At 68.1% G+C, this 23,246-nt stretch carries 17 protein-coding genes; 11 read left to right on the top strand and 6 right to left on the bottom strand.

Features of this window, described 5'->3' with window-relative positions; genetic code table 11:
* Window positions 1–78: 78 nt before the first annotated feature.
* The 4 genes from AAW00_RS04435 to AAW00_RS04420 are packed head-to-tail and all read left to right on the top strand — an operon-like array spanning window position 79 to window position 5,975.
* Window positions 79–1,464: a TIGR03013 family XrtA/PEP-CTERM system glycosyltransferase gene (locus tag AAW00_RS04435; protein ID WP_047003061.1), complete on the top strand. Its 1,386-nt coding sequence runs from the start codon at window positions 79–81 to the stop codon at window positions 1,462–1,464.
* Window positions 1,464–3,569: an XrtA/PEP-CTERM system histidine kinase PrsK gene (prsK, locus tag AAW00_RS04430; protein ID WP_047003060.1), complete on the top strand. Its 2,106-nt coding sequence runs from the start codon at window positions 1,464–1,466 to the stop codon at window positions 3,567–3,569. Before AAW00_RS04435 ends, prsK begins: the two co-directional genes overlap by 1 nt.
* Entirely contained in the window at window positions 3,569–4,948 is a 1,380-nt protein-coding gene (prsR, locus tag AAW00_RS04425; protein WP_047003059.1) for a PEP-CTERM-box response regulator transcription factor, read from the top strand. Before prsK ends, prsR begins: the two co-directional genes overlap by 1 nt.
* 34 nt (window positions 4,949–4,982) lie before the next feature.
* The gene (locus AAW00_RS04420) at window positions 4,983–5,975 is read left to right on the top strand and encodes a bile acid:sodium symporter (RefSeq protein WP_047003058.1); all 993 of its coding nucleotides are present in this window, start codon (window positions 4,983–4,985) and stop codon (window positions 5,973–5,975) included.
* On the opposite strand, the gene AAW00_RS04415 is transcribed toward AAW00_RS04420, so the two are convergent.
* Window positions 5,929–6,999 (bottom strand): DUF475 domain-containing protein, encoded by a 1,071-nt coding sequence (locus tag AAW00_RS04415; RefSeq protein WP_047003057.1) that lies wholly within the window; start codon window positions 6,997–6,999, stop codon window positions 5,929–5,931. The genes AAW00_RS04420 and AAW00_RS04415 overlap by 47 nt on opposite strands.
* A gap of 2 nt (window positions 7,000–7,001) precedes the next feature.
* Complete coding sequence (gene panB, locus AAW00_RS04410) at window positions 7,002–7,877, bottom strand: 3-methyl-2-oxobutanoate hydroxymethyltransferase (protein WP_047003530.1); 876 nt, start codon at window positions 7,875–7,877, stop codon at window positions 7,002–7,004.
* A 114-nt stretch (window positions 7,878–7,991) separates the two neighbouring features.
* On the opposite strand from panB, the gene AAW00_RS04405 reads away from it, so the two are divergent.
* On the top strand, window positions 7,992–9,434 hold the full coding sequence (locus AAW00_RS04405) for a sodium-dependent transporter (protein WP_047003056.1): 1,443 nt from the start codon (window positions 7,992–7,994) through the stop codon (window positions 9,432–9,434).
* Window positions 9,435–9,512: 78 nt separating this feature from the next.
* The gene (locus tag AAW00_RS04400) at window positions 9,513–11,102 is read left to right on the top strand and encodes an amino acid permease (RefSeq protein WP_047003055.1); all 1,590 of its coding nucleotides are present in this window, start codon (window positions 9,513–9,515) and stop codon (window positions 11,100–11,102) included.
* Window positions 11,103–11,197: 95 nt separating this feature from the next.
* Here AAW00_RS04400 and AAW00_RS04395 read toward each other — a convergent pair whose 3' ends face one another.
* On the bottom strand, window positions 11,198–11,665 hold the full coding sequence (locus AAW00_RS04395) for a pyridoxamine 5'-phosphate oxidase family protein (protein WP_047003054.1): 468 nt from the start codon (window positions 11,663–11,665) through the stop codon (window positions 11,198–11,200).
* Window positions 11,666–11,805: 140 nt separating this feature from the next.
* Between AAW00_RS04395 and AAW00_RS15270 the strand changes: the two genes are divergently transcribed.
* Together AAW00_RS15270 and AAW00_RS04385 are read left to right on the top strand one after the other, a co-directional pair.
* A complete protein-coding gene (locus AAW00_RS15270; RefSeq protein ID WP_187331006.1) occupies window positions 11,806–12,591 on the top strand; it encodes a recA-like protein in 786 nt (261 codons plus the stop codon).
* The gene (locus tag AAW00_RS04385; protein ID WP_156169919.1) at window positions 12,542–14,092 is read left to right on the top strand and encodes a DUF6504 family protein; all 1,551 of its coding nucleotides are present in this window, start codon (window positions 12,542–12,544) and stop codon (window positions 14,090–14,092) included. The genes AAW00_RS15270 and AAW00_RS04385 overlap by 50 nt, the downstream gene beginning before the upstream one ends.
* A 231-nt stretch (window positions 14,093–14,323) precedes the next feature.
* Here AAW00_RS04385 and AAW00_RS04380 read toward each other — a convergent pair whose 3' ends face one another.
* The 3 genes from AAW00_RS04380 to AAW00_RS04370 form a co-directional block, all read right to left on the bottom strand.
* Window positions 14,324–15,163, bottom strand: coding sequence for a TerC family protein (locus AAW00_RS04380; protein WP_047003051.1), 840 nt, complete (start codon window positions 15,161–15,163; stop codon window positions 14,324–14,326).
* Window positions 15,164–15,327: 164 nt separating this feature from the next.
* The gene (locus AAW00_RS14200) at window positions 15,328–15,756 is read right to left on the bottom strand and encodes a PilZ domain-containing protein (RefSeq protein ID WP_052761755.1); all 429 of its coding nucleotides are present in this window, start codon (window positions 15,754–15,756) and stop codon (window positions 15,328–15,330) included.
* 137 nt (window positions 15,757–15,893) lie between these two features.
* Complete coding sequence (locus AAW00_RS04370; RefSeq protein WP_047003050.1) at window positions 15,894–16,727, bottom strand: alpha/beta fold hydrolase; 834 nt, start codon at window positions 16,725–16,727, stop codon at window positions 15,894–15,896.
* A gap of 127 nt (window positions 16,728–16,854) precedes the next feature.
* Between AAW00_RS04370 and AAW00_RS04365 the strand changes: the two genes are divergently transcribed.
* The 3 genes from AAW00_RS04365 to AAW00_RS04355 all read left to right on the top strand — a co-directional run bounded on the left by AAW00_RS04365 (window position 16,855) and on the right by AAW00_RS04355 (window position 23,244).
* A complete protein-coding gene (locus AAW00_RS04365) occupies window positions 16,855–18,096 on the top strand; it encodes a putative DNA modification/repair radical SAM protein (RefSeq protein ID WP_047003049.1) in 1,242 nt (413 codons plus the stop codon).
* A gap of 10 nt (window positions 18,097–18,106) precedes the next feature.
* Window positions 18,107–19,558, top strand: a complete 1,452-nt coding sequence (locus AAW00_RS04360; RefSeq protein WP_047003048.1) for a UdgX family uracil-DNA binding protein — start codon at window positions 18,107–18,109, stop codon at window positions 19,556–19,558.
* Window positions 19,559–19,662: 104 nt separating this feature from the next.
* Complete coding sequence (locus AAW00_RS04355) at window positions 19,663–23,244, top strand: error-prone DNA polymerase (RefSeq protein ID WP_047003047.1); 3,582 nt, start codon at window positions 19,663–19,665, stop codon at window positions 23,242–23,244.
* Window positions 23,245–23,246: the final 2 nt, after the last annotated feature.

Here is a 23,246-nt window from a genome sequence, read left to right as displayed (position 1 = left end):
TACCGACATTTCACCTGTCGCCGCTAGACCGGGTCGCACGCGCGGAAATCTCTCCGCCCGCAGCGATCCGGTCCGGTGATGGTACGTCTCTTCAAGCACTACATTCCGCACGCGGTCTTGCTGCTCGGGCTGCTGGACTTCGCCCTGCTGCTGCTGGCGGGCGATCTTGCCTGGCAGTTTCGCGCGGCGCAGATCGGCACCGATGTCGGCCCGCTGCTCGGCCGCCTCATGCCGCTGGTCGGTTTCTCGGTAACGACGCTGGCCGCGCTCATCGCGGTCGGGGTCTATGGTCCCGACGCGCTGCGCTCCATGCGCTTTGCCTGCGCGCGCCTGATGGTGGGCGTAAGCCTCGCCATCCTTGCGCTGGCACTGCTCGATTTCGTGCTGCCGGGCCTGACATACTGGCGCTCGACGCTGCTCTACGCGATGGTGCTGGCGATCGGGTTGCTGGTGGCGAACCGGCTGGTGACGGGCGGACTGCTGGGCACCAGCGCCTTTCGCCGTCGCATCCTGGTGCTGGGCGCGGGTGAGCGGGCCAAGCGGCTCAAGCTGATGGCCGAGCGGCCAGAGAGCGGATTTTCCATCGTCGGCTACGTCAGCATGGCGGACAGCCAGCCCGCCGTACCCGAAGCCATCGCCCGTTCCAGCATCGCCGACCTGTCCGCCCACGTGGCGAACCTCGGCGCGAGCGAGGTCGTCATGGCGCTGGAGGAACGCCGCAACGCCCTGCCGCTGAAAGACCTGCTGCGCGTCAAGACTGCGGGCGTGCACGTCAACGAATTCACCAGCTTCATGGAGCGCGAGACGGGCCGTGTCGATCTCGACACGCTCAACCCCAGCTGGCTGATCTATTCCGACGGTTTCAGCTCCGGCCGCGCCTTTACCAAGGTCGCCAAGCGCGGCTTCGACATCCTGGCGAGCGGCCTGCTGCTGCTGCTGACTTTCCCTGTCATCCTGCTGTTCGCGGCCATCGTGAAGCTCGACAGCAAGGGCCCGGCCTTCTTCCGCCAGAAGCGGGTGGGCCTCTACGGGCAGCCCTTCGAGCTGGTGAAGCTGCGCTCCATGCGCACCGATGCCGAAAAGGACGGCGCGAAGTGGGCGCAGAAGAACGACGCGCGCGTCACCCGCGTCGGTGCCTTCATCCGCAAGGTCCGCATCGACGAGCTGCCGCAGGTTTGGACCGTGCTGATGGGCCACATGAGCTTCGTAGGCCCGCGCCCCGAAGTGCCCACCTTCGTCGACGCGCTCGAACAGGAGCTGCCCTATTATGCCGAACGGCACATGGTGAAGCCCGGCATCACCGGCTGGGCGCAGATCAACTTTCCCTATGGCGCCAGTGTCGAGGATTCGCGCCAGAAGCTGGAATACGACCTCTATTACGCCAAGAACTACACCCCCTTTCTCGACCTGCTGATCATGCTGCAGACGCTGCGCGTGGTGCTGTGGCCGGAGGGTGCGCGCTGATGGACCTCGCATGGTCGATGGCGAGTTACCTCGGCTGCATCGTCGCGGCCTGCGCGGCCGTGGCGATGAGCCTGTGGCTCAACACCGCGCGGCGCGGGCACGGCCCGGCCATCAATGCTGCCGCCGCGGCGCTGGCGCTGGCTGCGCTATGGTGCTTCTCGGTCGCCGGATTTGGCGGCGAGAGCGTGGCGAGCGAATTGCTGCTGGTGGTCAGCAACCTTGCCTGGCTGTGGATGCTTTACCGCCTGTTCGGCTACGACCAGCGCGACAAGAGCCTCGGCCCGATCCGCCCGGTCGTGTTCACGCTGGCCTTCGTCGAGCTGCTGCAGTTCGCCCTGATCGCCGCGCGCCTGCAATATCCCGCGCAGCCCGACGCCGAGTTGCTGATCCTGCGCTTTGCTTGCACGTTCCGCCTGCTGATGTGCATCGGAGGACTGGTGCTGGTGCACAACCTCTACGTCGGCGCATCGCAGCAGGCGCGACTGACGCTGCGCTGGCCTGCGGCGGCGCTCGCCTTCGTGTTCCTCTACGACCTTAATTTCTACACCATCGCTTACCTCGGTGGCGACATCCCCAACCTGCTCGGCGACCTGCGCTGGCTGCCCGTGCTGGGCGCCGCGGGCCTGCTGGCGCTGGGGCTTCTGCGCAACGAGGGCGACCTGCGCCTGCGCCCGTCGCGCGGATTCGCCTTCCAGTCGTTCTCGCTGCTGCTGATCGGGGCCTACCTGGTGGTGATGGTCGTGGTGGCGAAGGGGCTCGCCTACGCGGGGAGCGACTACGGGCGAGTGCTGCAGACGGGCTTCGTGCTCCTCGCCAGCCTCGTCGCGCTGACGGTCTTGCCCTCGGCCCGGCTGCGCGGCTGGCTGCGGGTGACGCTGTCGAAGAACCTGTTCCAGCACCGTTACGATTACCGGTCCGAATGGCTGCGCTTCACCGATACCATCGGGCGCGCGGGACAGGATTCGCCGCTGCCGCAGCGCGCCGTGCAGGCGATTGCCGACATTACCGACAGCCCATCGGGCCTACTGCTCGCCCCGCGCGAGGAAGGCGGCATGGCGCTCGCCGCGCGCTGGCAATGGCACGGCATCGAGGTGCCGGCGGAGGCGCTGAGTGGGGAAGGTATACGGTTCTTCGAGGAGAGCCAGTTCATCCTCGACCTCGACGACATCAGGCAGGGCCGCGCCGGCGAGGTGCCCGCGGCGGCACGCCCGGCCTGGCTGTTCGAGGACTCGTCCACATGGGCGCTGGTGCCGCTGCTGCATTACGAGCGGCTGGTCGGCGTGATCCTGCTCGCCCGCCCGCCGGTGGCCCGGCGGCTGGACTGGGAGGATTTCGACCTGCTGCGCGTCGTCGGTCGCCAGCTCGCCAGCTATCTGGCCGAGCAGACAAGCCAGGATGCGCTGGGCGAGGTGCAGCGATTCGACGAATTCAACCGCCGCATCGCCTTCGTCATGCACGATATAAAGAACCTCGCCAGCCAGCTGTCTCTGCTTGCCAGGAACGCGGAAAAGCACGCGGACAAGCCGGAATTCCGCGCCGACATGATCATCACGCTTAGGAACTCGACCGACAAGCTGACCGGCCTGCTTGCCCGCCTCGGACGCTACGGCACCTTGGGCGGTCAGGAACGGCAGGAGTTCGATCTCGCGGCATTGCTTGCAAAGGTCGCCGATCGTTACCGGACCAACCGCGAGGTCGTGCTGCTCGAGCAGGAGCCGTGCATGGTGCGCGCCGATGCCGACGCGCTGGAGCAGGCGCTGGTCCATCTCGTCCAGAATGCCATCGACGCCAGCGATGCCGATAAACCGGTGTTCCTGCACCTGCGCGCCGAAGCCGGCAGCGCCGTGGTCGAGGTGGTCGATTCGGGCGAGGGGATGAGCCCCGATTTCATTCGCACGCGCCTGTTCCGGCCGTTCCATTCGTCCAAGCCCGGCGGCTTCGGCATCGGTGCCTACGAAGCGCGCGAACTGGTGCGCGCGATGGGCGGGCGGCTCGACGTGGAATCGCGCGAGGGGCTGGGCACCCGCTTCCTGCTGCGCCTGCCGCTCAGCGAAACATCCCAGATGCTGCGCGCCATGCAGCAGCACATGAAAGAGGTGGCGTGATGGCCAGTACCAAGTCCGATGCCCTGCCGCGTCTGCTGATCGTCGAGGACGACGAGGGGCTGCAGGCGCAGCTCAAGTGGGCCTACGAGGATTTCGACGTGACGATCGTCGGCACGCGCGACGCGGCGATCGCCGCGCTGCGCGCCGAGGAACCGCCCGTCGTCACGCTCGACCTCGGCCTGCCGCCTGACCCGGACGGCACGAGCGAGGGGTTCGCCGTGCTCGACGAGATCATGGCACTCAAGCCCGATACCAAGGTCATCGTCGCATCCGGCCACGGCGCGCGGGAAAGCGCGCTGAGCGCGATCGAGCGCGGGGCCTACGATTTCTACCACAAGCCCGTCGACATCGAGCAGCTCGGCCTGATTGTGCGCCGTGCGCTGGGCCTACACCGCATCGAGGCGGAGAACCGCAAGCTCGCCGAGCGGGCGGGCGAGGGCAACCGCGTGCTCGGCAGCCTCATCACCTCGGCCCCGGAGATGGTCAAGGTCGCCCGCACCATCGAGCGCGTGGCGAACACCAAGGTCTCCGTCATGCTGCTGGGTGCGAGCGGCACCGGCAAGGAGCTGCTTGCGCGCGGGCTCCACGATGCGAGCGACCGGCGCGGAGGCAACTTCGTTGCCATCAACTGCGCGGCGATCCCGGAGAACCTGCTGGAAAGCGAGCTGTTCGGGCACGAAAAGGGGGCCTTCACCGGTGCGGTCAAGACCACCGAGGGCAAGATCGAGATGGCCGACGGCGGCACGCTGTTTCTCGACGAGGTCGGCGACATTCCGCTGCCGCTGCAGGTCAAGCTGCTGCGCTTCTTGCAGGAACGCACCATCGAGCGGATCGGCGGGCGCAGCGCCATCGCGGTGGACACCCGCATCGTGTGCGCCACGCACCAGGACCTCGAGGCGATGATCGCCGATGGGCGGTTCCGCGAGGACCTGTTCTACCGCCTCGCAGAGGTCGTCGTGAAGATCCCCTCGCTGGCCGAGCGGCCGGGCGATGCGGGCCTGCTCGCCAAGGCCTTCCTCAAGCGGTTCGCCAGCGAGATGAATCCGTCCGTCATCGGCTTTGCGCCCGATGCGCTTGCTGCCATCGACGGCTGGGGCTGGCCGGGGAACGTGCGCGAGCTGGAGAACCGGGTGAAGCGCGCCGTCATTATGGCCGACGGCAAGCTGGTGGGCGCGGGCGACCTCGATCTGCAGGACGGCGTGGAGGCCGAGGATGCCAACGTCCTCAACCTCAAGAGCGCGCGCGAACAGGCGGACCGCAAGGTTATCCGACACGCGCTTGCGCGCAGCGAGGGCAACATCTCCAGCACGGCCAAGATCCTCGGCATCAGCCGCCCGACGCTTTACGACCTGCTCAAGCAGTACGACCTGAGCGCCTAGACAGCGCCCTTCGCAGCGGGCAGGGGCGAGGCCGATGCTCGCCCGCCTGTCCGCCGCGATCGACCCGCTGGTGCGCCTGCTGCTGCTGGCGATCGTGCTGGCGAGCCTGTTCCCGGTCGAGGGGCGCTCGCGCGAGATCGCCACGAGCGTGTCGGATGCGGCGATCTTCCTGCTGTTCCTGCTCAACGGCCTTCGCCTGCCGCGCGCCGAGGTCGCACGCGGCCTTCGCCATGCGCGCTTCCTGCTGCCGCTCATCGTCTGGGTGTTCGGAGCGATGGCGCTGGCGGGCTTGGGCGCGGCGCAGCTCGGCTCGGCTTTTCTGCCGGCCAGCGTGGCGCTGGGCTTCGTGTTTCTGGGCGTGCTGCCATCCACCGTGCAATCGGCGACGGCCTACAGCTCCATCGCCGGCGGCAATGTCGCCAGTTCGGTGATCGCGGCCGCTGTGCTCAATATCCTCGGCGTATTCGTGACGGCGCCGCTGGTCGGCCTGCTGGCTTCGAGCGGAATGCCGGGCATCGACGTCGGCGGGCTGGAGCGGATCGGCCTCATCCTGCTGCTTCCGTTCGCGATCGGTCAGCTGGCGCAGCGACGGGCGGGGCCGCTGGTGGCGGAGCGAAAGGCCCTGTTCGCCTGGGCCGACCGCATCGCCATCGCCATCGCCGTCTACGTCGCATTCTCGGGCGCGGTGGTGCAGGGGCTGTGGAGCCTGCTGTCGCTGGCCGAGTGGGCCATGCTGCTCGGCATGGTGGGCGCGCTGCTGGCGCTGGGGTTTGGCGGGGCCTGGTGGACGGGCGGGCTGTTGCGGCTTGGGTGGCCCGACCGCATCGCCTTCCTCTTTGCAGGCGCGCAGAAGAGCATCGCCATGGGCGCGCCGCTCGCCGCCATCCTGTTCCCGCCCGCCACCGCCGGGCTCGTGCTGCTGCCGGTGCTGCTCTATCACCTGCTGCAGCTGGTGATCTCCGCCCCGCTGGCAGCGCGCATCAGGAATGCGGGTTCAGCGCCTCCGCATCCGGATGCCGCTTGTTGAAGCGCACCGACCACCACAGGCTGAGGCCGATCAGGATGGCGCCGATGAGGCCAGTGATCGTCTCGGGGATGTGGAAGCGGGCGGAAAACAGCATGATGCCGCCCAGCGCGATGATCGCCCAGAAAGCCCCGTTCTCGAGGAAGCGATACTGCGCCAGCGTGCCCTTCTCGACGAGGTGAATGGTCATCGATCGCACGAACATCGCACCGATGGAAAGGCCCAGCGCGATGACGATCATGTTGTTTGACAGCGCAAAGGCCCCGATCACGCCGTCGAAGCTGAAGCTCGCGTCCAGCACGTTGAGGTAGAGGAATCCGCCGAGCCCGCTCTTGACCACCGCGCCCGCCAGTCGCTGCTTCTCCTCGTGCAGTTCGAGGATGGTGTTGATGCCCTCCACCGCGATGAATGTGACGAGGCCGAGGATGCCGGCAATGAGGAAGGTCAACGCCTCCTCGTCCGGCAGCATTCCCGAAATGCCCCACAGCACCAGCAGCAGGATGGCGATTTCCGCCGCGGGCAGGGCGGCGAACTTGCTCAGCCATTCCTCGATCTTGCGGATCCAGTGAATGTCCTTGTTGGGATCGAAGAAGAACTTGAGCCCGACCATGGCGAGGAAAGCTCCGCCGAAGCCCGCGATGCCGACGTGAGCGGAGCTGACGATGCGCTCGTATTCCGCCGGGTTGTTGAGCGAAAGATTGATGGTCTCCATCGGGCCCAGCCCCGCTGCGATGGCGACGATGGCGAGCGGGAAGACCACGCGCATACCGAATACGGCAAAGGCGATGCCCCAGGTGAGGAACCGGCGTTGCCAGATTTTATCCATGCCCTTGAGCACGCTGGCGTTGACCACGGCGTTGTCGAAGCTGAGCGAGATTTCCAGGACCGAGAGCACGAGGATGATCCACAGCATTGCCGCCGTGCCGCCAAGGCTGCCCGTGGCGGACCATCCGTACCACGCACCCAGCGCCAGGCAGATGACGGTGAAGACTAGCGAGAAGCCGTAGTATTTGCGAAACGTGCCCAACTTCAATCGTCCTTTGGCTGGTAGAGCTGGTCGGGGCCGGGAAAGCTGCGCTCGCGCACCTCGGCGGCGTAGCGTTCTGCGGTCTCGGAAATGGTGGCGGCGATGTCGCCGTAACGCTTCACGAAGCGGGGCGTGCGCTCGAACATGCCGAGCATGTCCTCGGTGACGAGCACCTGCCCGTCACACCTGGCCGAGGCACCGATGCCGATGACGGGGCAGCCGAGCGCCTCGGTCACGGCGACGGCGATGGGTTCGACCACGCCCTCGACCACCACGGCGAAGGCCCCGGCCTGTTCCAGCGCCCTGGCATCGCCGAGGATCTTGTCCGCCTCCGCATCGTCGCGGCCGCGCGCGGCATAGCCGCCCAATACGTTGACCGCCTGCGGAGTGAGGCCGACGTGGCCCATCACCGGAATGCCGCGCTGGACGAGGAAGGCGACGGTCTCGGCCATCGCCGCGCCGCCCTCCAGCTTTACTGCCGCCGCGCCGCTCGTCTTGAGCAGGTGCGCCGCCGCCGCGAACGCGGCCTCGGGGCTCGCCTCGTAGGCGCCGAAGGGCATATCGACCACCACCACCGAGTGATAACTGCCGCGCACCACGGCTGCGGCGTGATTGGCCATCATCTCCAGCGTGACGGGAATGGTCGAGGGCAGGCCGTAGATGACCTGCCCCAGCGAATCCCCCACCAGCAGCAGGTCGCAGTGCGGATCGAGAAGCTGCGCCTGGCGCGCGGTATAGGCGGTGAGCATCACGATCGGCTCTGCCGTCGCGCCGTCCACCTTGCGCGCGCGGATCTTCGGCACGGTCAGCCGCCGCATCGGCTGCGGCGTCGGGTTCGCGCGGCTGGTCGCGGTGTCGAGCGTGAAGGTCGTGGACATGGTCATCCCCTTAGCGCCGGGGAAAGAAACCGCCAACCGCGCCCTTGGCCTCGCGGACAAAAGTTGCAAGGGTAACCTTTAGCAAGAACAGACAGCATCGGAGAGACGACGGGCATGGCGATTTCAGGCACCCCCACGGGCGACGGTTGGTCGTCGCGCAGCGCATTCATCCTGGCGGCAATCGGCGCGGCGGTGGGGCTGGGCAATCTCTGGCGGTTTCCCACGCTCGCGGGCGAGAACGGGGGCGGGGCCTTCGTCATCTTCTACATCGGCTGCGTCGTGCTGCTGGGCCTGCCGCTGCTGCTGGCCGAGATCTTCATCGGCCGCGCCGGGCAGACCGATGCCGTGGGCTCGATCCGCAAGGTGGCCAAGACATCCAAGGTCTCGCCGCGCTGGTCGCTGTTCGGCGGGCTCGGCGCACTGGCGGCCTTCCTGATCGTCAGCTTCTATTCCGTCGTCGCGGGCTGGGTGCTCTATTACGTCGGCGTGTTCGCCGGGGACTTCGTGCAGGCACTTCTCGCGGGCGAACCCTTCCGCGGCGCGCTGCAAGGCGAAACGCAGGAACAGATCGCCGGGCGCATGGGCGACCTCTTCGCCTCGCCCGGCCTGCTGCTCGCCATGCACCTCGTCTTCATGGGCGCGACCCTGTTCATCGTGGCGCGCGGCGTTTCCGGGGGGATCGAGAAGGCGGCGACCTGGCTGATGCCCGCCTTTTTCGTGCTCCTTCTCGCCATCACCATCTACGGCGCCATCGTCGGCGACGTGGGAGAGGCGGCGGCCTTCCTGTTCACGCCCGACTGGTCGAAGCTGGATGCGCGGGTGATGAACGAGGCGCTGGGACAGGCGCTGTTCTCGCTCTCGCTGGGGGTCGCCGGCATCATCACCTACGGCTCCTACATCCGCGAGGGGACGCGGCTCGGCCCCACGGCCTTTGCCATCGGTTTCGCCGATACGGCGGTGGCGCTGATCGCCGGCCTGATGATTTTCCCCATCGTCTTTGCCGTCGGGCTTGACCCCGCGGCCGGACCGACGCTGGTGTTCCAGACGCTGCCCTTCGCCTTCGAGGCGATGCCGGCGGGGGCGCTGGTGGGGATGCTGTTCTTCATCCTCGTCCTCGTCGCCGCGATCACCAGCTCGATCTCGCTGCTCGAGGTGCCGACCGCCTGGGCCATCGGAGAGCTCGGCTGGAGCCGCCAGCGCTCGGCGCTGACCTTCGGCATCGGCGCATTCGCCATCGGCGTTGCCTGCCTCTTGGGCTACAACGTTTGGGCCGACGTTCGCCCGCTGGGCTTCTGGCCACTGTTCGCGGAGACCGACATTCTCGATACCGTCGACGGCTTCACCGGCAAGATCATGCTGCCGCTGGGAGCCCTTTGCACCTCGCTTTTCGTCGGGTGGCGGGCGGACCGGCGGCTGACCGAGCAGACCACCGGCCTTTCGCGGCCGATGTTCACGCTGTGGCGCTTCCTGCTGGCATGGCTGTGCCCGCTGGCGGTCGCCGCGATCCTACTCTTCGGGCTTTTCCCACAGTTGCTTGAACGGCTTTCGTTTTCCTGATTGTCAGCCGGTGAAATCGGCATAATACCCCTGCCATCGCGCTGCGATCGTCGCAGCGCCGGGAGGAGACGTCACGGCATGATTCTTGACCGTGTGAAACCGCTCGACGCGATACTCGCGACGGCGGAAAAGAAATCGCTGCACCGTTCGCTCGGTGCCTTCCAGCTCATGCTGTTCGGCATCGGCTGCATCATCGGCACCGGCATCTTCGTGCTGACCGCCGCCGGCGCGCAGAAGGCGGGCCCGGGCCTGATGCTGGCCTTCGTGATCGCGGGTCTCGTGTGCATCGTGGCTGCGCTTTGTTATGCCGAAATCGCCGCGATGATCCCCGTCGCGGGCAGCGCTTATACCTACAGCTATGCCACCATGGGCGAGTTTCTCGCCTGGACCGTGGGCTGGGCGCTGGTGCTGGAATACGCCATTGCCGCGTCCGCCGTGTCGGTGGGCTGGTCGGGATATTTCTCCGGCACCATACTCAACGAATTCCTCGGGATAACGCTGCCGCAATGGCTGGCCGCGGGGCCGCTGGCGTTGGGCGGAGAGCCGGGCGGGTTCATCAACCTGCCGGCCATGGTCATCGCCCTGCTCGTCACCTGGCTACTGATGATCGGCACCTCGGAGAGCGCCAAGGTCAATGCCGTGCTGGTCGCCATCAAGGTGACGGCGCTGACGCTGTTCATCGGCCTCACCCTGACGAGCGCCTATTTCGATCCCGACAGGTTCAACCCCTTCCTGCCCGCCGGCGTGTTCGGCGGCTTCGGCACGGGCGTGGGCGCGGTGGGCGCGGCGGCGACCATCTTCTTCGCCTACGTCGGTTTCGACGCGGTCTCCACTGCGGCGGAAGAGACCAAGAACCCGCAGCGCAACGTGCCCATCGGCCTCGTGGGTTCGCTGCTGTTCTGCACCGTGTTCTACATCCTGGTCGCGGCGGGTGCCATCGGCACTATCGGCGGCCAGCCGATCATGGGGCCGAACGGCGTGCCGTTCCCGGCCGGTTCGGAAGAGCTCGCCCGCCAGTGCGCCATGGCGCAGTATTCGGGCGCGCTGGTCTGTTCGGACGAGGCGCTGGCCCACGTCCTGCGCGAAATCGGCTTCTCCGGCATCGGCAACGTGCTCGGCATCGCCGCCTTCCTGGCGCTGCCTTCGGTCATCCTGGTGCTGCTGTTTGCGCAGACCCGTATCTTCTTCGTGATGAGCCGTGACGGCCTGCTGCCCGAGGGGCTCAGCAAGGTGCATCCGAAGTGGAAGACACCCTACGTCGTGACCGCCATCACCGGCGTGATCGTGGCGATCGGCGCTGCCTTCTTCCCGGTGGGCCAGCTGGCCGACATCGCCAACGCGGGCACGCTCTACGCCTTCCTGATGGTGGCCGTGGCGGTGATGTTGCTGCGCAAGAGCGATCCGACGCGCCAGCGCGCCTTCCGCACGCCGGCGCTGTGGCTGGTTGGACCGCTGACGATCTTCGGCTGTGCCTTCCTGTTCCTCAACCTGCCGTTCGAGGCCATGATGGTGCTGCCGATCTGGAGCGCCATCGGTCTGCTCGTCTACTTCGGTTACGGCCGCAGCCGCAGCCACCTGGGCCGCGGCGTGGTGGAGGTCGTCGACGAGATCGGCGGACAGGACCACGACTTCCCGATCGACACGCCGGAAAGCCATCCGGACCGCTAAGTCGCCAACCGGCGCATGAAAAGGGCCGCCGCTCCCCCGGAAAGGGAGCGGCGGCCCTACGCGCGTGACGGACGCGTCTTGGTGACCGGCAGGCGCTAGAGCGCCGTCTCGGTATGTTCCTTGGCGGCTTCGTCGCGCACGTCGAAGCCGAGCAGCATCTTGGCCGTGTCGATCATGCCGAGGTCGCCCCAGATCTCCGCCTGGCCCAGGTCCATGCGTAGCAGCAGGATCTTGGGATCGTCCTTGCCGCCGGGGAACCACGCCTCGACCGGCTTGCTCCACATTTTCTCGAATCGCTCGCGGCTCGTTTCCTCGCTCAGCACGCCGGTAAAGCGGCTGAACATGTCGTGCCCCTTGCCGCTGAAGGTGGCCGTCGCCGGACCGCCCGCGGCCAGCGTGTGATCGCGGGTTGTGAAGAACCAGATCGCGCTGTTCGCATCCTTGTCGAGCTGCGCGGTCATCGGCACGGCATCGTGCGGTGCGCTGTCGAGCTGGAGGAACAGGAAGGGGCTGTCGGCCAGCGTCTTCCAGAACGTGTGCTTCAGGTCTTCGGTGTCGCTCATTCTCGGTCTCCTTTTTCCCGCTCAACGGCAGGGCGGTGCCTGCGGTTCCGCGCCTGCCCAAAAGTCCACACCCGTTTCGGGCCTGCGGTTGCGTGCCGCCGCGAACGGGAACATAAGTGGAACAAAGGAGTCGATTCGCCATGGATATGGCACCCCACATCTCGCCAGCTTGCGGCGGCCTGATGCGTGCGGGCGAGCTGGCTTCGGCCGGTGCGCTCGCGCCGCGCTGGCAGCCGGGCGCGGCGCACGCGCTGCACGCCGAGGTCTTCGCTCCCGCCACGGAAGGGAGCGGGGCGGGGCTGGCGCTCGCCCTCGCGAGAGACGGCCTGCGCACGGCGGCGCGGGCGGCGGGTGCGGGCGCGGGCATGGGGGCCGAGGCGGAGGAGAAGCCGGTGCTGTGGGTGCAGGACAAGCGCGCGCGGCGGCTGGCGGGCACGCCGTACCGTCCCGGCCTGCCGCGCTGGCTCGCCCACCGGCTGATCCACGTCGCCGCCGACAAGCCGGAGGACGCGCTGTTCGCGCTGGAGGAGGGCGTGCGCTGCCGCGACCTCGCCTGCGTCATCGGCGAACTGGCGGGCAATCCGAAGGCGCTCGACTTCACCGCCTCGCGCCGCCTCACGCTGGCGGCGGAGCGGCACGGGGTTCCGCTCGTCATGGTGCGGCTCGATGCCGAGGCGGAGCTGAGCTCGGCCCGGATGCGCTGGCGCGCGCGCGCCGCGCCCTCCGCCCCGCCGCTGTGGAACACCGCCGCCCCCGGCCGCCCGGCCTGGCACGCCGAGCTGTTCCGCGCCCGCGGCCACATTCCCGGAGAGTGGATTTTGCGCGATGAGGACGACATCCTCGCCGCCGAGCGTCCCGCAACCGGCACGACGGATCATGGCGATCTGGTGCCGGGAGCTGATGCTCGATCGCTGGCGACACTCTGAAGGCTGCGGCGCCGGGGAGGGCGCGGACGCCCAGCCGCTGGTGCTGATCGCGGAAACCGCGCATGGCCCGCGGATCGAGGCGGCGAACGCGCTCGCCCGCGCGCACGGGGCGGCGCGCGGCATGATGCTGGCCGACGCGCGCACGCTGTGCCCGCAGATCGCCGTCCACCCCAGCGACCCGGCGGGCGACCTCGCCTTCCTCGAACGCTTCGCCGTGTGGAGCCTGCGCTGGGGCCCGTGGAGCGCGATGGACGCGCCCGACGGCGTGCTGGTGGACGTATCCGCCGTCGCTCACCTGTTCGGTGGGGAAGCGCGGCTTCTGGCCGACGTTGCCAAGTGCTGCGCCGCGCGCGGGCTGACCGTTTCGGCCGGCATCGCCCCCACCGCCGGCGCGGCCTGGGCGCTGGCGCACTATGCCGCACCAGGCACCGTCATCGGCCCGGACGAGGATGTCGCCGAGCGCCTCGCCGGGCTGCCGGTCGCCGCGCTGCGTCTCGATGCCGACGTGCTGCTGGTGCTGCGCCGCCTCGGCCTGAAGCAGCTCGGCGACCTTTCCGGCATGAGCGGCGATACGAGAGGCCGCGATTCGCTCCACCGCCGCTTCCGCAACCGCAAGTCGCCCGCCGCCAACCCGCTCGTGCGCATGGACCAGCTGACCGGCCGCGTGCCCGAACCGCTGCTGCCGGTCGTGCCCATGACCATGCCCATCGTCCAGCGCCGTCTGCTCGAGCCGATCCGCCACCGCGAACTGCTCGACCAGGTGGTGAGCGACCTCGCCGACGACATGGCGCGCACGCTGGAGGGGCGGGGCGAGGGCGCGCGGCGGCTGCAACTGGGCATGTGGCGGGTGGACGGCGAGGTGGTCTGGCGCCAGCTCGAACTCGCCGCCGCCACGCGCGAGGCGGCCCACATCACCCGCCTCTTCGCCGCCAGGCTGGACGACGTGGACGCGGGCTTCGGCATCGAGATGCTGCGCCTGCGCGCCAGCTGGGCCGAGCCGCTGGCGTTGGCGCAGGCCGATATCGAGGCGGCGGCGGAGGGCCACGGCACCAGCCTCGCGGCCTGCATGGACCGGCTCACCGTCCGCCTCGGCGCCAAGGCCGTGCGCCGCCCGGTGCTGAAGGCCAGTCACCTGCCAGAGCGCGCGCAAGGGTGGCAGCCGCCGCTCGAGGCCGAGCCCGCGCACCAGCACCAGCTCGCCTTCCACCAGCGCCCGGCCAAGCTGCTCGACCGCGCCGAGCCCATCGCCGTGCTTTACGCCAGCCCCGACGGCGAGCCGCGCCGCTTCCGCTGGCGGGGCGAGGTGTTCGAGGTCGCCCGCGTCGAAGGCCCCGAACGCATCGCGCCCGAATGGTGGCGCGAGAACGGCCGCACGCGCCTGCGCGACTACTACCGCATCGAGGACGAGGCCGGCCGCCGCTACTGGATCTACCGCAACGGCCTCGCCACCGACGGGCGCGGGGGAATGCCGGAGTGGTATTTGCAGGGGCTGTTCGCCTGATTCGCGAGGGGCGGCGAAGTTGACACTGTCACCCGCGTCCCGCACGACAAACCGCGGAAATCGGCCGAAAACGCGCCCGCGCGAAATTGACAATTCCGCGGGCGGGGGCGGAAAACATCGGGCTCGGCGGTCGCGGAAAACATCTCGCGCCGCTGCCCGGAAGGACTGCCTGTAGGAAAGGCCCTCGCGGTGCCGGACCCCGAAGCGTGGGGCCCGGCACCGAGCTAGAGGCTAGACCGCCTCCGCCGCCGCTGCCTTCTTCAGCCGCTTGTTGCGCTGGACCATGTTGAGCAGCTCCACGCCGACCGAGAAGCCCATCGCCACGTAGATGTAGCCCTTGGGCACGTGGAAGCCGAGGCCGTCGGCGATCAGCACCAGGCCGATCATCACCAGGAAGGCCAGCGCCAGCATCACCAGCGTCGGATTTTTCTCGATGAAGCGCGAGAGCGGGTCTGCGGCGACCATCATCACGCCTACGGTGATGACGACGGCGGCGACCATGATCGGCACCTCGTCGGTCATGCCCACGGCGGTGAGGATCGAATCGACCGAGAACACGAGGTCGATGGCGATGATCTGCGCGATGACCGCGCCGAAGCTCGCCTTGGCGACAGCGGCCATGCCCGAAGTCGTGTCAGGCGTCTCGCCCGCGTCGGGCGTCTTGTCGAGCAGGTCGCCCGAGTTGTCGAGCGGCTCCATCGAGTGGTGGATTTCCTTGGTCGCCTTCCACAGCAGGAACAGACCGCCCGCCAGCAGGATGAGGTCGCGGCCCGAGAAGGCGGTCTCGAAGCTCGGCTCGCCATATTCGTTGAGCGCGCCCACCAGGCCAAGGTCGAACAGCGGCGTCTGCAAGGTGACGATCCAGCCGATCAGCATCAGCAGGCCGATCCGCATGATCAGAGCGAGCGAAAGGCCGATGCGCCGTGCCTTCGATTGCAGGTGTACGGGCAGCTTGTTCGACAGGATGGCGATGAAGATGAGATTGTCCACGCCGAGGATCACCTCGAGCATGATCAGCGTGCCCAGCGCCAGCCAGGCGGCGGGGTCGGAGAGGAGGGCGAGGATGTCCATCTGGGTGTTCCCACTGAAAGGTTTTGCCAGTGCGCGGGGAACGAACGCGCCGCCCCCTGTGCAGCGTCCGACATCACGAGCCTTGCGGCTCGCCAGAGGGGCCCGGTACGCGGGGCTCGCCTAGCCGATGGCGGGCGACATGGAAAGTGGGCGCGTGCCCTCCCTCAGCACATGAAGCGGCGGCGCGGAGGGTAGGGATTGGCGACAGGCGCGCGCGGTTCGGCGAGCGGATCGTCGTCGTCCGGCAGGTCGGGAAGGCTCATCAGCGAACGCGGGCCCGCGGGGCATTCGCGCGCCAGCCGGTCGACCGCCTGCTGCGAGATCGGACGGTCGAACTCCACCCCGCACATCCCTGGTCGCTGCCACGAGACCATGCAATAGGCCTCGTAATCGGCCCACTCGAGAATCGCGCTCATGCCCTTGGGCGGCGGGCTTTGCGTCATGAAGCGCGCGCCGTCGGTAGACACGTCGAAGATATGGCCGGGACGATCGCCGCTCGGCATCAGCAGCTTGGCGGGCGCGTTCACGCGCACGCGCGCGGCGGCGCGGCGCTCGGGATGCGGATCGGGCTTGGCGCGCATGAACAGTTTCATCAGGTATCCCCTTTCCCGCAACGCTGCGCGGGCCGTGGTGAAGACCGGGTTACGGGGCAGGGTTAAGACCGCGTTGCGCATGAAAAGGGGCGCGAACCGCTCCGGTCCGCGCCCCCTGTCCATGACCGAGGTGGGTATCAGCCGCCGGTCTTGCCGAGGAAGGCCAGCAGGTCATTGCACAGCCGCTCGGTCTGCGTGGCGAAGACCGCGTGCGGCTCGCCGTCGTACTCGATGATCGAGGCGCTCGGCACCTGTTCGGCCACGGCGCGGCCGGTGGCGTCGATCGGAACGGTCTGGTCGCTGGTGCCGTGGATCACCAGGGTGGGCACCGTGATGCTCGGCAGGTCGGGGCGGAAGTCGGTGGTGGCGAACGCCTCGGCGGACTTCATGGTGGCGTACTTCGATGCCATCATCGTGGTCATCCAGGCCCAGTGCTTCTCCTCGTCGGTGACCTTGTCGCGCAGCACGCCGTCGCCGTAGAAATCCTTGAAGAAGCCGGTGAAGAAGTGCCGGTAGTCGGTTTTCATGCCCTCGGTCATTTCGTCGAAGGTGGACTGCGGCACGCCGTCGGGGTTGTCGTCGGTCTTGAGCATGTAAGGCACGACTGAACTGACCAGCACCGCCTGCGTCACGCCCTGGCCGCCGTGGCGCGACATGTAGCGGGCGATCTCGCCGCCACCCATCGAGAAGCCGACCAGCGCGACGTTGTCGGTGGCGCCGGTTTCCTTCATCACGTCGGCGAGGTCGTCGGCAAAGGTGTCGTAGTCGTAGCCCTTGGCGGCATGGTCGGAATGGCCGAAGCCGCGGCGGTCGTAGGCGATGGCGCGGTAGCCGTTGTCGGCCAGCGCCATCATTACCGGGTCCCAGCTATCCGCGGAGAGCGGCCAGCCGTGGATGAGGATGACGGGGCGACCGGAGCCAAGCTCCTTCCAGCGCAGATGCGTGCCGTCGCGGGTCTTCAGATAGGCCATGGGAAATCTTTCCTGTTGTTGGAGTTAACATTCTTAACGCCGAAAAAAGCGCAATCGTTCCCGCACGTTGGACGGGCCTTCCGCCGATTGCGCTTGCGAATCCAACAGGCGAACATATAAGGAACATATGGCCGCGCTCGACATCATTGAGAAGCTGGGTATCCTCGCCGACGCGGCGAAGTACGATGCCTCGTGCGCGTCGTCCGGCACGGCCAAGCGCAACAGCAAATCGGGCGGCATCGGCTCGACCGAGGGGATGGGCATCTGCCACGCCTATGCGCCCGACGGACGGTGCATCTCGCTGCTCAAGATCCTGCTGACCAACCACTGCATTTTCGATTGCCACTACTGCATCAACCGCAAGAGCTCGAACGTGCGCCGCGCGAGGTTCACGCCGCAGGAGGTCGCGGACCTGACGCTGACCTTCTATCGCCGCAACTACATCGAGGGGCTGTTCCTCTCCTCCGGCATCATCAAGAGCTCCAACCACACGATGGAGCTGCTGGTCGAGACCGCGCGCATCCTGCGCGAAGAACACGACTTCAGGGGCTATATCCACCTCAAGACCATTCCCGAGGCCGACCCGGAACTGGTGCACCAGGCCGGGCTCTATGCCGACCGTGTGTCCATCAACGTCGAGCTGCCGACCGATGCCGGCCTTACCCGCCTCGCGCCCGACAAGGACGCGGTGCAGATCGAGGGGGCGATGGGCGGCATGAAGATGGCGATGAAGCAGGCCAAGGACGAGAAGAAGCGCTTCAAGCACGCCCCGCGCTTCGCGCCCGCGGGCCAGTCGACGCAGATGATCGTGGGGGCCGACGCGGCGAGCGATGCGGACATCGTGGGCAAGGCCAGCCGCCTCTACGACCGCTTCCGCTTGCGCCGCGTCTATTACAGCGCTTTCTCGCCCATTCCCGATGCCAGCGCCGTGCTGCCTCTGAAGCGCCCGCCGCTGATGCGTGAGCACCGACTCTACCAGTCCGACTGGCTGATGCGCTTCTACGGCTTCGCCCCGCGCGAGGTGATGCAGGCCACTGAAGCGGACGGCAACCTGCCGCTCGACATCGATCCCAAGCTTGCCTGGGCGCTGAAGTTCCGCGAGCACTTTCCGGTCGACGTCAACCGCGCCAGCCGCGAGCAGCTGCTGCGCGTGCCGGGGCTGGGCACCAAGGCGGTCGCGCAGATTCTCGCCAGCCGCCGCCACCGCACGCTGCGACTGGAGGACGTCGCCAAGCTGACCGTCTCGATCAGCCGCGTGCGCCCGTTCCTGATCGCCGCCGACTGGCGCCCGCTGACCCTGACCGACCGCGCGGACCTGCGCGCGCTCCTCGCGCCCAGGCAGGAGCAGCTCGAACTGTTCGCAGCATGAGGACCGGGGCATGACCGCGCTCCAGCACGTCAAGCTCGGCACCTACTATGTCGTCAACCTGCCGGACCCGGACGACTTCGCCTTCTGGCGCGAACGGGCGCGGGCGCTGGTGCAGTGCGACGTGCCGCCCGACCGCGTGGCTTGGGTAGAGCCCGGTGCCACCGGCTCGCTGTTCAGCCACGGCGAGCGGCGCATGCCCGTGCCCGACGATCCGGACCGCCCGGTGCGCGCCAGCAAGCGATACCTGAGCCTGGCCCGTAACGCGGCGCTGCATTCAGACCCCGACCGCTTCGCGCTGCTCTATCGCCTGCTGTGGCGGCTGCAGTCCAATCCGCGGATGATGGAGGACAAGGCCGACGCCGACGTGCGGCGGATCGAGGAGCTCGACAAGGCCGTGCGCCGCGACGCGCACAAGATGCACGCCTTCGTGCGCTTCCGCATGGTCGAGGAGCGCGACGAGGAGGGCCAGCCGCACGAGCACTACGTCGCCTGGTTCGAGCCCGACCACCACATCCTGCGGCGCGAGGCGGGCTTCTTCGTGCGCCGCTTCGCCTCCATGCGCTGGTCGATCCTGACGCCGGCGGGCACGCTGCACTGGGACGGCGAGGTGCTGCGCGAAGGCCCGCCCGCCCAGCGCGGCGACGCGCCGCAAGGCGATCCTGCGGAGGATCTGTGGCGCAAGTATTATGCATCCATCTTCAATCCCGCGCGTTTGAAGATCGGGGCCATGCTCAAGGAAATGCCCAAGAAATACTGGAAGAACATGCCCGAGACCGCGCTCATCCCCGAGCTGGTGGCGGGCGCGCAGCGGCGGGAGAGCGCGATGGTGGCGGCAGGAGAACTGGAATTCGCCGAGCGGCCCGAGACGCTGGACGCCATCGACAAGGCCATCCACGCCTGCCGCCAGTGCCCGATCGGCAGCCTCGACAACCAGGCGGTGATGGGGGAGGGGCCCTTGGGCGCCGTCCTCATGATCGTGGGCGAACAGCCGGGCGACCAGGAAGATCTTGCCGGGCGGCCCTTCGTCGGCCCCGCCGGGCAAGTGCTCGACGCCGGGTTGGAAGAGGCGGGGATCGACCGCCGCCGCGCCTACGTCACCAACGCGGTCAAGCACTTCAAGTACGTCCAGCGCGGCAAGCGGCGGCTGCACCAGTCGCCCACCGCCAAGGAGATCGACACCTGCCGTTGGTGGCAGGAGGCCGAGCGCGCCATCGTGAAGCCCAAGCTGGTGCTGGCCCTGGGCGCGTCCGCCGCGCGCGGGCTGCTCGGCAAGACCGTCAGCATCGCCAAGGCCCGCGGCGAGCCGATCCCGCTCGATGACGGCAGCGAGCTATGGGTCACGGCGCACCCTTCCTACCTGCTCCGCCTCGATGGCCCCGCGCGCGAGGAACAGCAGCGCCTCTTCGCCGCCGACCTTGCCGCGGTGAAGGAACGGCTCGACCAGATGGCCGAGGCCCCCTGATCCGCTCACCCTGAGCTTGTCGAAGGGTCGTCCTTCACTTCTGGTGCACCGCCGGAATCAAAGCAGTCCTTCGACAGGCTCAGGATGAGCGGGATGTTTGCGCCATGCCCGAAAACGACCTCCTCCAACCGCGCCGCACGATCGAGCTCGACCCCGACACGATCGACGCGCCGCCGCGTGCGCCTTTCGTCGAGCTTGGCCTCGTCACCTGCTTCACCTTCCTGCGCGGCGCGTCGGACGCGGTGGACCTCGTGCTGACGGCGCGCGCGCTCGGCTACGATGCCATCGGCGTGGCGGACGCGAACTCGATGGCGGGCGTGGTGCGCGTGCATACCGAGGCCAAGACGCTCAAGATGCGCCCCGTCATCGGCACCCGGATCGAGACGGTCGAGGGCCTCGCCTTCCTCGCCTATCCGACGGACCGCGCCGCCTACGGCCGCCTCTGCCGCCTCATCAGCGCGGGCCGGATGGCGACGCTGGAGGGCGAATGGCAGGAGAAGGGCGCCTGCGACATCAGCCTCACCATGCTGGCACGGCACAGCGAGGGCGTGCAGCTGATCCTGCTGCCGCCGCGCGACCTGGAGCAGCTCTTCACCATCGCCGTGCCGAGCAACGTCGTCGCCTTTCCGGGCCGCGAGGAGGCAGAGTTCGCGCCGCGCGAGGTGACCGCCGCGTTCCCCGACCTCGTTCAGCACCTGAAGCAACAGCTCCCCACGCTGCGCCATCTCGCCGCGAGCTACCTCTATCAGGGCAACGACATTGCCCGGATCGACCGGCTCGACGCCCTCGCGCGCGCGAACGGGATGCGGCTGCTCGCCACCAACGACGTCCACTACCACGCGCCCGACCGCCGCCCCTTGCAGGACGTGATGACCGCCATCCGCCACAAGACGACGGTCGCCGCCGCCGGGCACCTGCTCCACGCCAATGCCGAGCGGCATCTGAAGAGCCCGGAGGAGATGGCGCGCCTGTTCGCCCGCTGGCCCCACGCCATTGCCGCCGCGCGCGCGGTGGCCGACGCCTGCCGCTTCAACCTCGAGGAGCTGCAGTACGAATACCCGGAAGAGCTCTACCCCGACGGCATGGACCCGCAGGAATACCTCGAGGTCGAGACCTTCTGGGGCGCGAGCGACCGTTATCCGCTGGGCATTCCCGACCACATCCTCGCCACGCTGGAAAAGGAACTGGCGCTCATCTCCAAGATGGGTCTCGCGCGTTATTTCCTCACCATCAAGGGCATCGTCGACTTCGCCCGGTACGAGGTCGATCCGCCGATCCTGTGCCAGGGGCGCGGCAGCGCGGCGAACTCGGCGGTGTGCTACTGCCTCGGCATCACCAACGTCGATCCGGCGCACCACCAGCTGCTGTTCGACCGCTTCATCTCGGAAGATCGCAAGGAGCCGCCCGACATCGACGTCGATTTCGAGCACGAGCGGCGCGAGGAAGTCATCCAGCACATTTACAAGCGCTACGGTCGCCATCGCGCGGGGCTGTGCGCCACGGTCATCCACTACCGCCCGCGCATGGCGATCCGCGAGGTGGGCAAGGCCATGGGGCTGACCGAGGATGTCACCGCCGCCCTCGCGCGCACCGTGTGGGGCGGGTGGGGCAAGGAGGTGAGCGAGCGCCACGCCGCCGAAACCGGCATGGACGTGACCGACCCGCACCTCAGGCGCGTTCTCAAGCTGACCGAGCAAATGGTTGGAATGCCGCGCCATCTCTCGCAGCACGTCGGCGGGTTCATCCTGACCGAGGGTGCGCTCACGCAGACCGTGCCGGTGGGCAATGGCGCCATGCCCGATCGCAGTTTCATCGAGTGGGACAAGGACGACATCGAGGCGCTCGGCATCCTCAAGGTCGACGTGCTGGCGCTGGGCATGCTTACCTGTATCAGGAAGTGCCTGAACCTCCTGGAAGACCACCACGACCGCCGCCTCACCCTCGCCAGCGTCCCGCGCGAGGATCCGGAAACCTACGCCATGCTGCGCAAGGGCGACTCGCTGGGCGTGTTCCAGGTGGAAAGCCGGGCGCAGATGAACATGCTGCCGCGCCTGCGCCCGCGCCAGTTCTACGACCTCGTCATCCAGGTCGCCATCGTGCGGCCCGGCCCGATCCAGGGCGACATGGTCCACCCCTACCTCAAGCGCCGCCGCGGGGCCGAGCAGGTGCAGATCCCCGCACCGGGCCCGGAGCATGGACCGCCCGACGAGCTTTCCAGCATCCTCGAGCGCACATTGGGCGTGCCGATCTTTCAGGAACAGGCGATGAAGATCGCGCTCGATGCGGCCAAGTTCTCCAGCAAGGAGGCGAACAGGCTGAGAAAGGCCATGGCGACCTTCCGCAGCCGCGGCATGGTGGACGAACTGCAGGACATGATGGTGGAGCGCATGGTCGCGCGCGGGTACGACCGCGACTTCGCCCAGCGCTGCTTCAACCAGATCCGCGGCTTCGGCGAATACGGTTTTCCCGAGAGCCACGCGGCGAGCTTCGCGCACCTCGTCTACGTCTCGAGCTGGCTCAAATGCCACTTCCCCGCCGCCTTCGGCTGCGCTCTGCTAAACTCGCAGCCGATGGGCTTCTACGCCCCTGCGCAGATCGTGCGCGACGCTGCGGAGCACGGGGTGGAGGTGCTGCCGGCGGACGTGAACCGCAGTGACTGGGACTGCACGCTGGAGGTGACCGGCAGGGCGGACGAGGCGGACGGCGAAGTTTCCGGCCGGCAGGATAGGCACATCGCCCTGCGCCTCGGCCTCCGCCAGATCGACGGCTTGCCCGAACATATCGCCGCGCGCATCGTCGCCGCGCGGGCGGAGCAGGGACCCTATGCCGACGTCGCCGAGCTGCGCGACCGGGCGCGGATCGGCCCCGCATACGTGGAGCGGCTCGCCAGCGCCGATGCCTTCCAGTCCATGGACCTTACCCGGCGGCAGGCGCTGTGGGACGCGCGCAGCCTCGTCGCCGCGCCCGACCTGCCGCTGTTCGCCCATGCCGACGAGCGCGACGAGGGGGCCGAGCGCCGCCGCGCGATCCTGCCGCGCATGCCGCTATCCGAGGAAGTCGTCGCCGACTACCAGACCACGCGCCTCAGCCTGAAGGCGCACCCCATGGCCTTCCTGCGCGCGAGCCTGGCCGATCGCGGTTTCGTGCGCGCCTGCGACCTCAGGGCACGCAAGTTCCGGAGCATGGTGCAGGTGGCGGGCGTGGTGCTCATCCGCCAGCGGCCGGGCAGCGCGAAAGGCGTGTGCTTCATCACGCTGGAGGACGAGACCGGCGTCATCAACCTCGTCGTCTGGCCCGATCTCAAGGAGAAGCAGCGCACCGTGGTGATGGGAGCGCGGCTGATGGAGGTACGCGGCCGGGTGGAATACGACGACGAGGTGATCCACGTCATCGCCCAACACATGACCGATGCCACGCGCGAGCTGCATCGCCTCTCTGACGACCTGCTGCGTCCCGTCATCGCGCGCGCCGACCACGTCAACTCGCCGCTGGGCTGCGGCAAGGCCAACCCGCGCGACGACCTGCGAACCGGCGCGGACGATCCGCACAACCGGCAGAAGGGCGGGCCTGTCGAGCCGTGGCAGGAGCCCCCGCCGGGCAACCGCGAATGCGGATTCCACGGGCCCGAAGCCGGCGGCCACCCGCGCGACGTGCGGATCATTCCCAAGTCGCGCGACTTCCACTAGCG

The sequence above is a fragment of the Aurantiacibacter luteus genome (assembly GCF_001010945.1).
Taxonomy (GTDB): Bacteria; Pseudomonadota; Alphaproteobacteria; order Sphingomonadales; family Sphingomonadaceae; genus Alteraurantiacibacter; species Alteraurantiacibacter luteus.
Note: the sequence above shows the minus strand (reverse complement) of the source record. Positions and strands in the feature narration are given on the sequence as shown.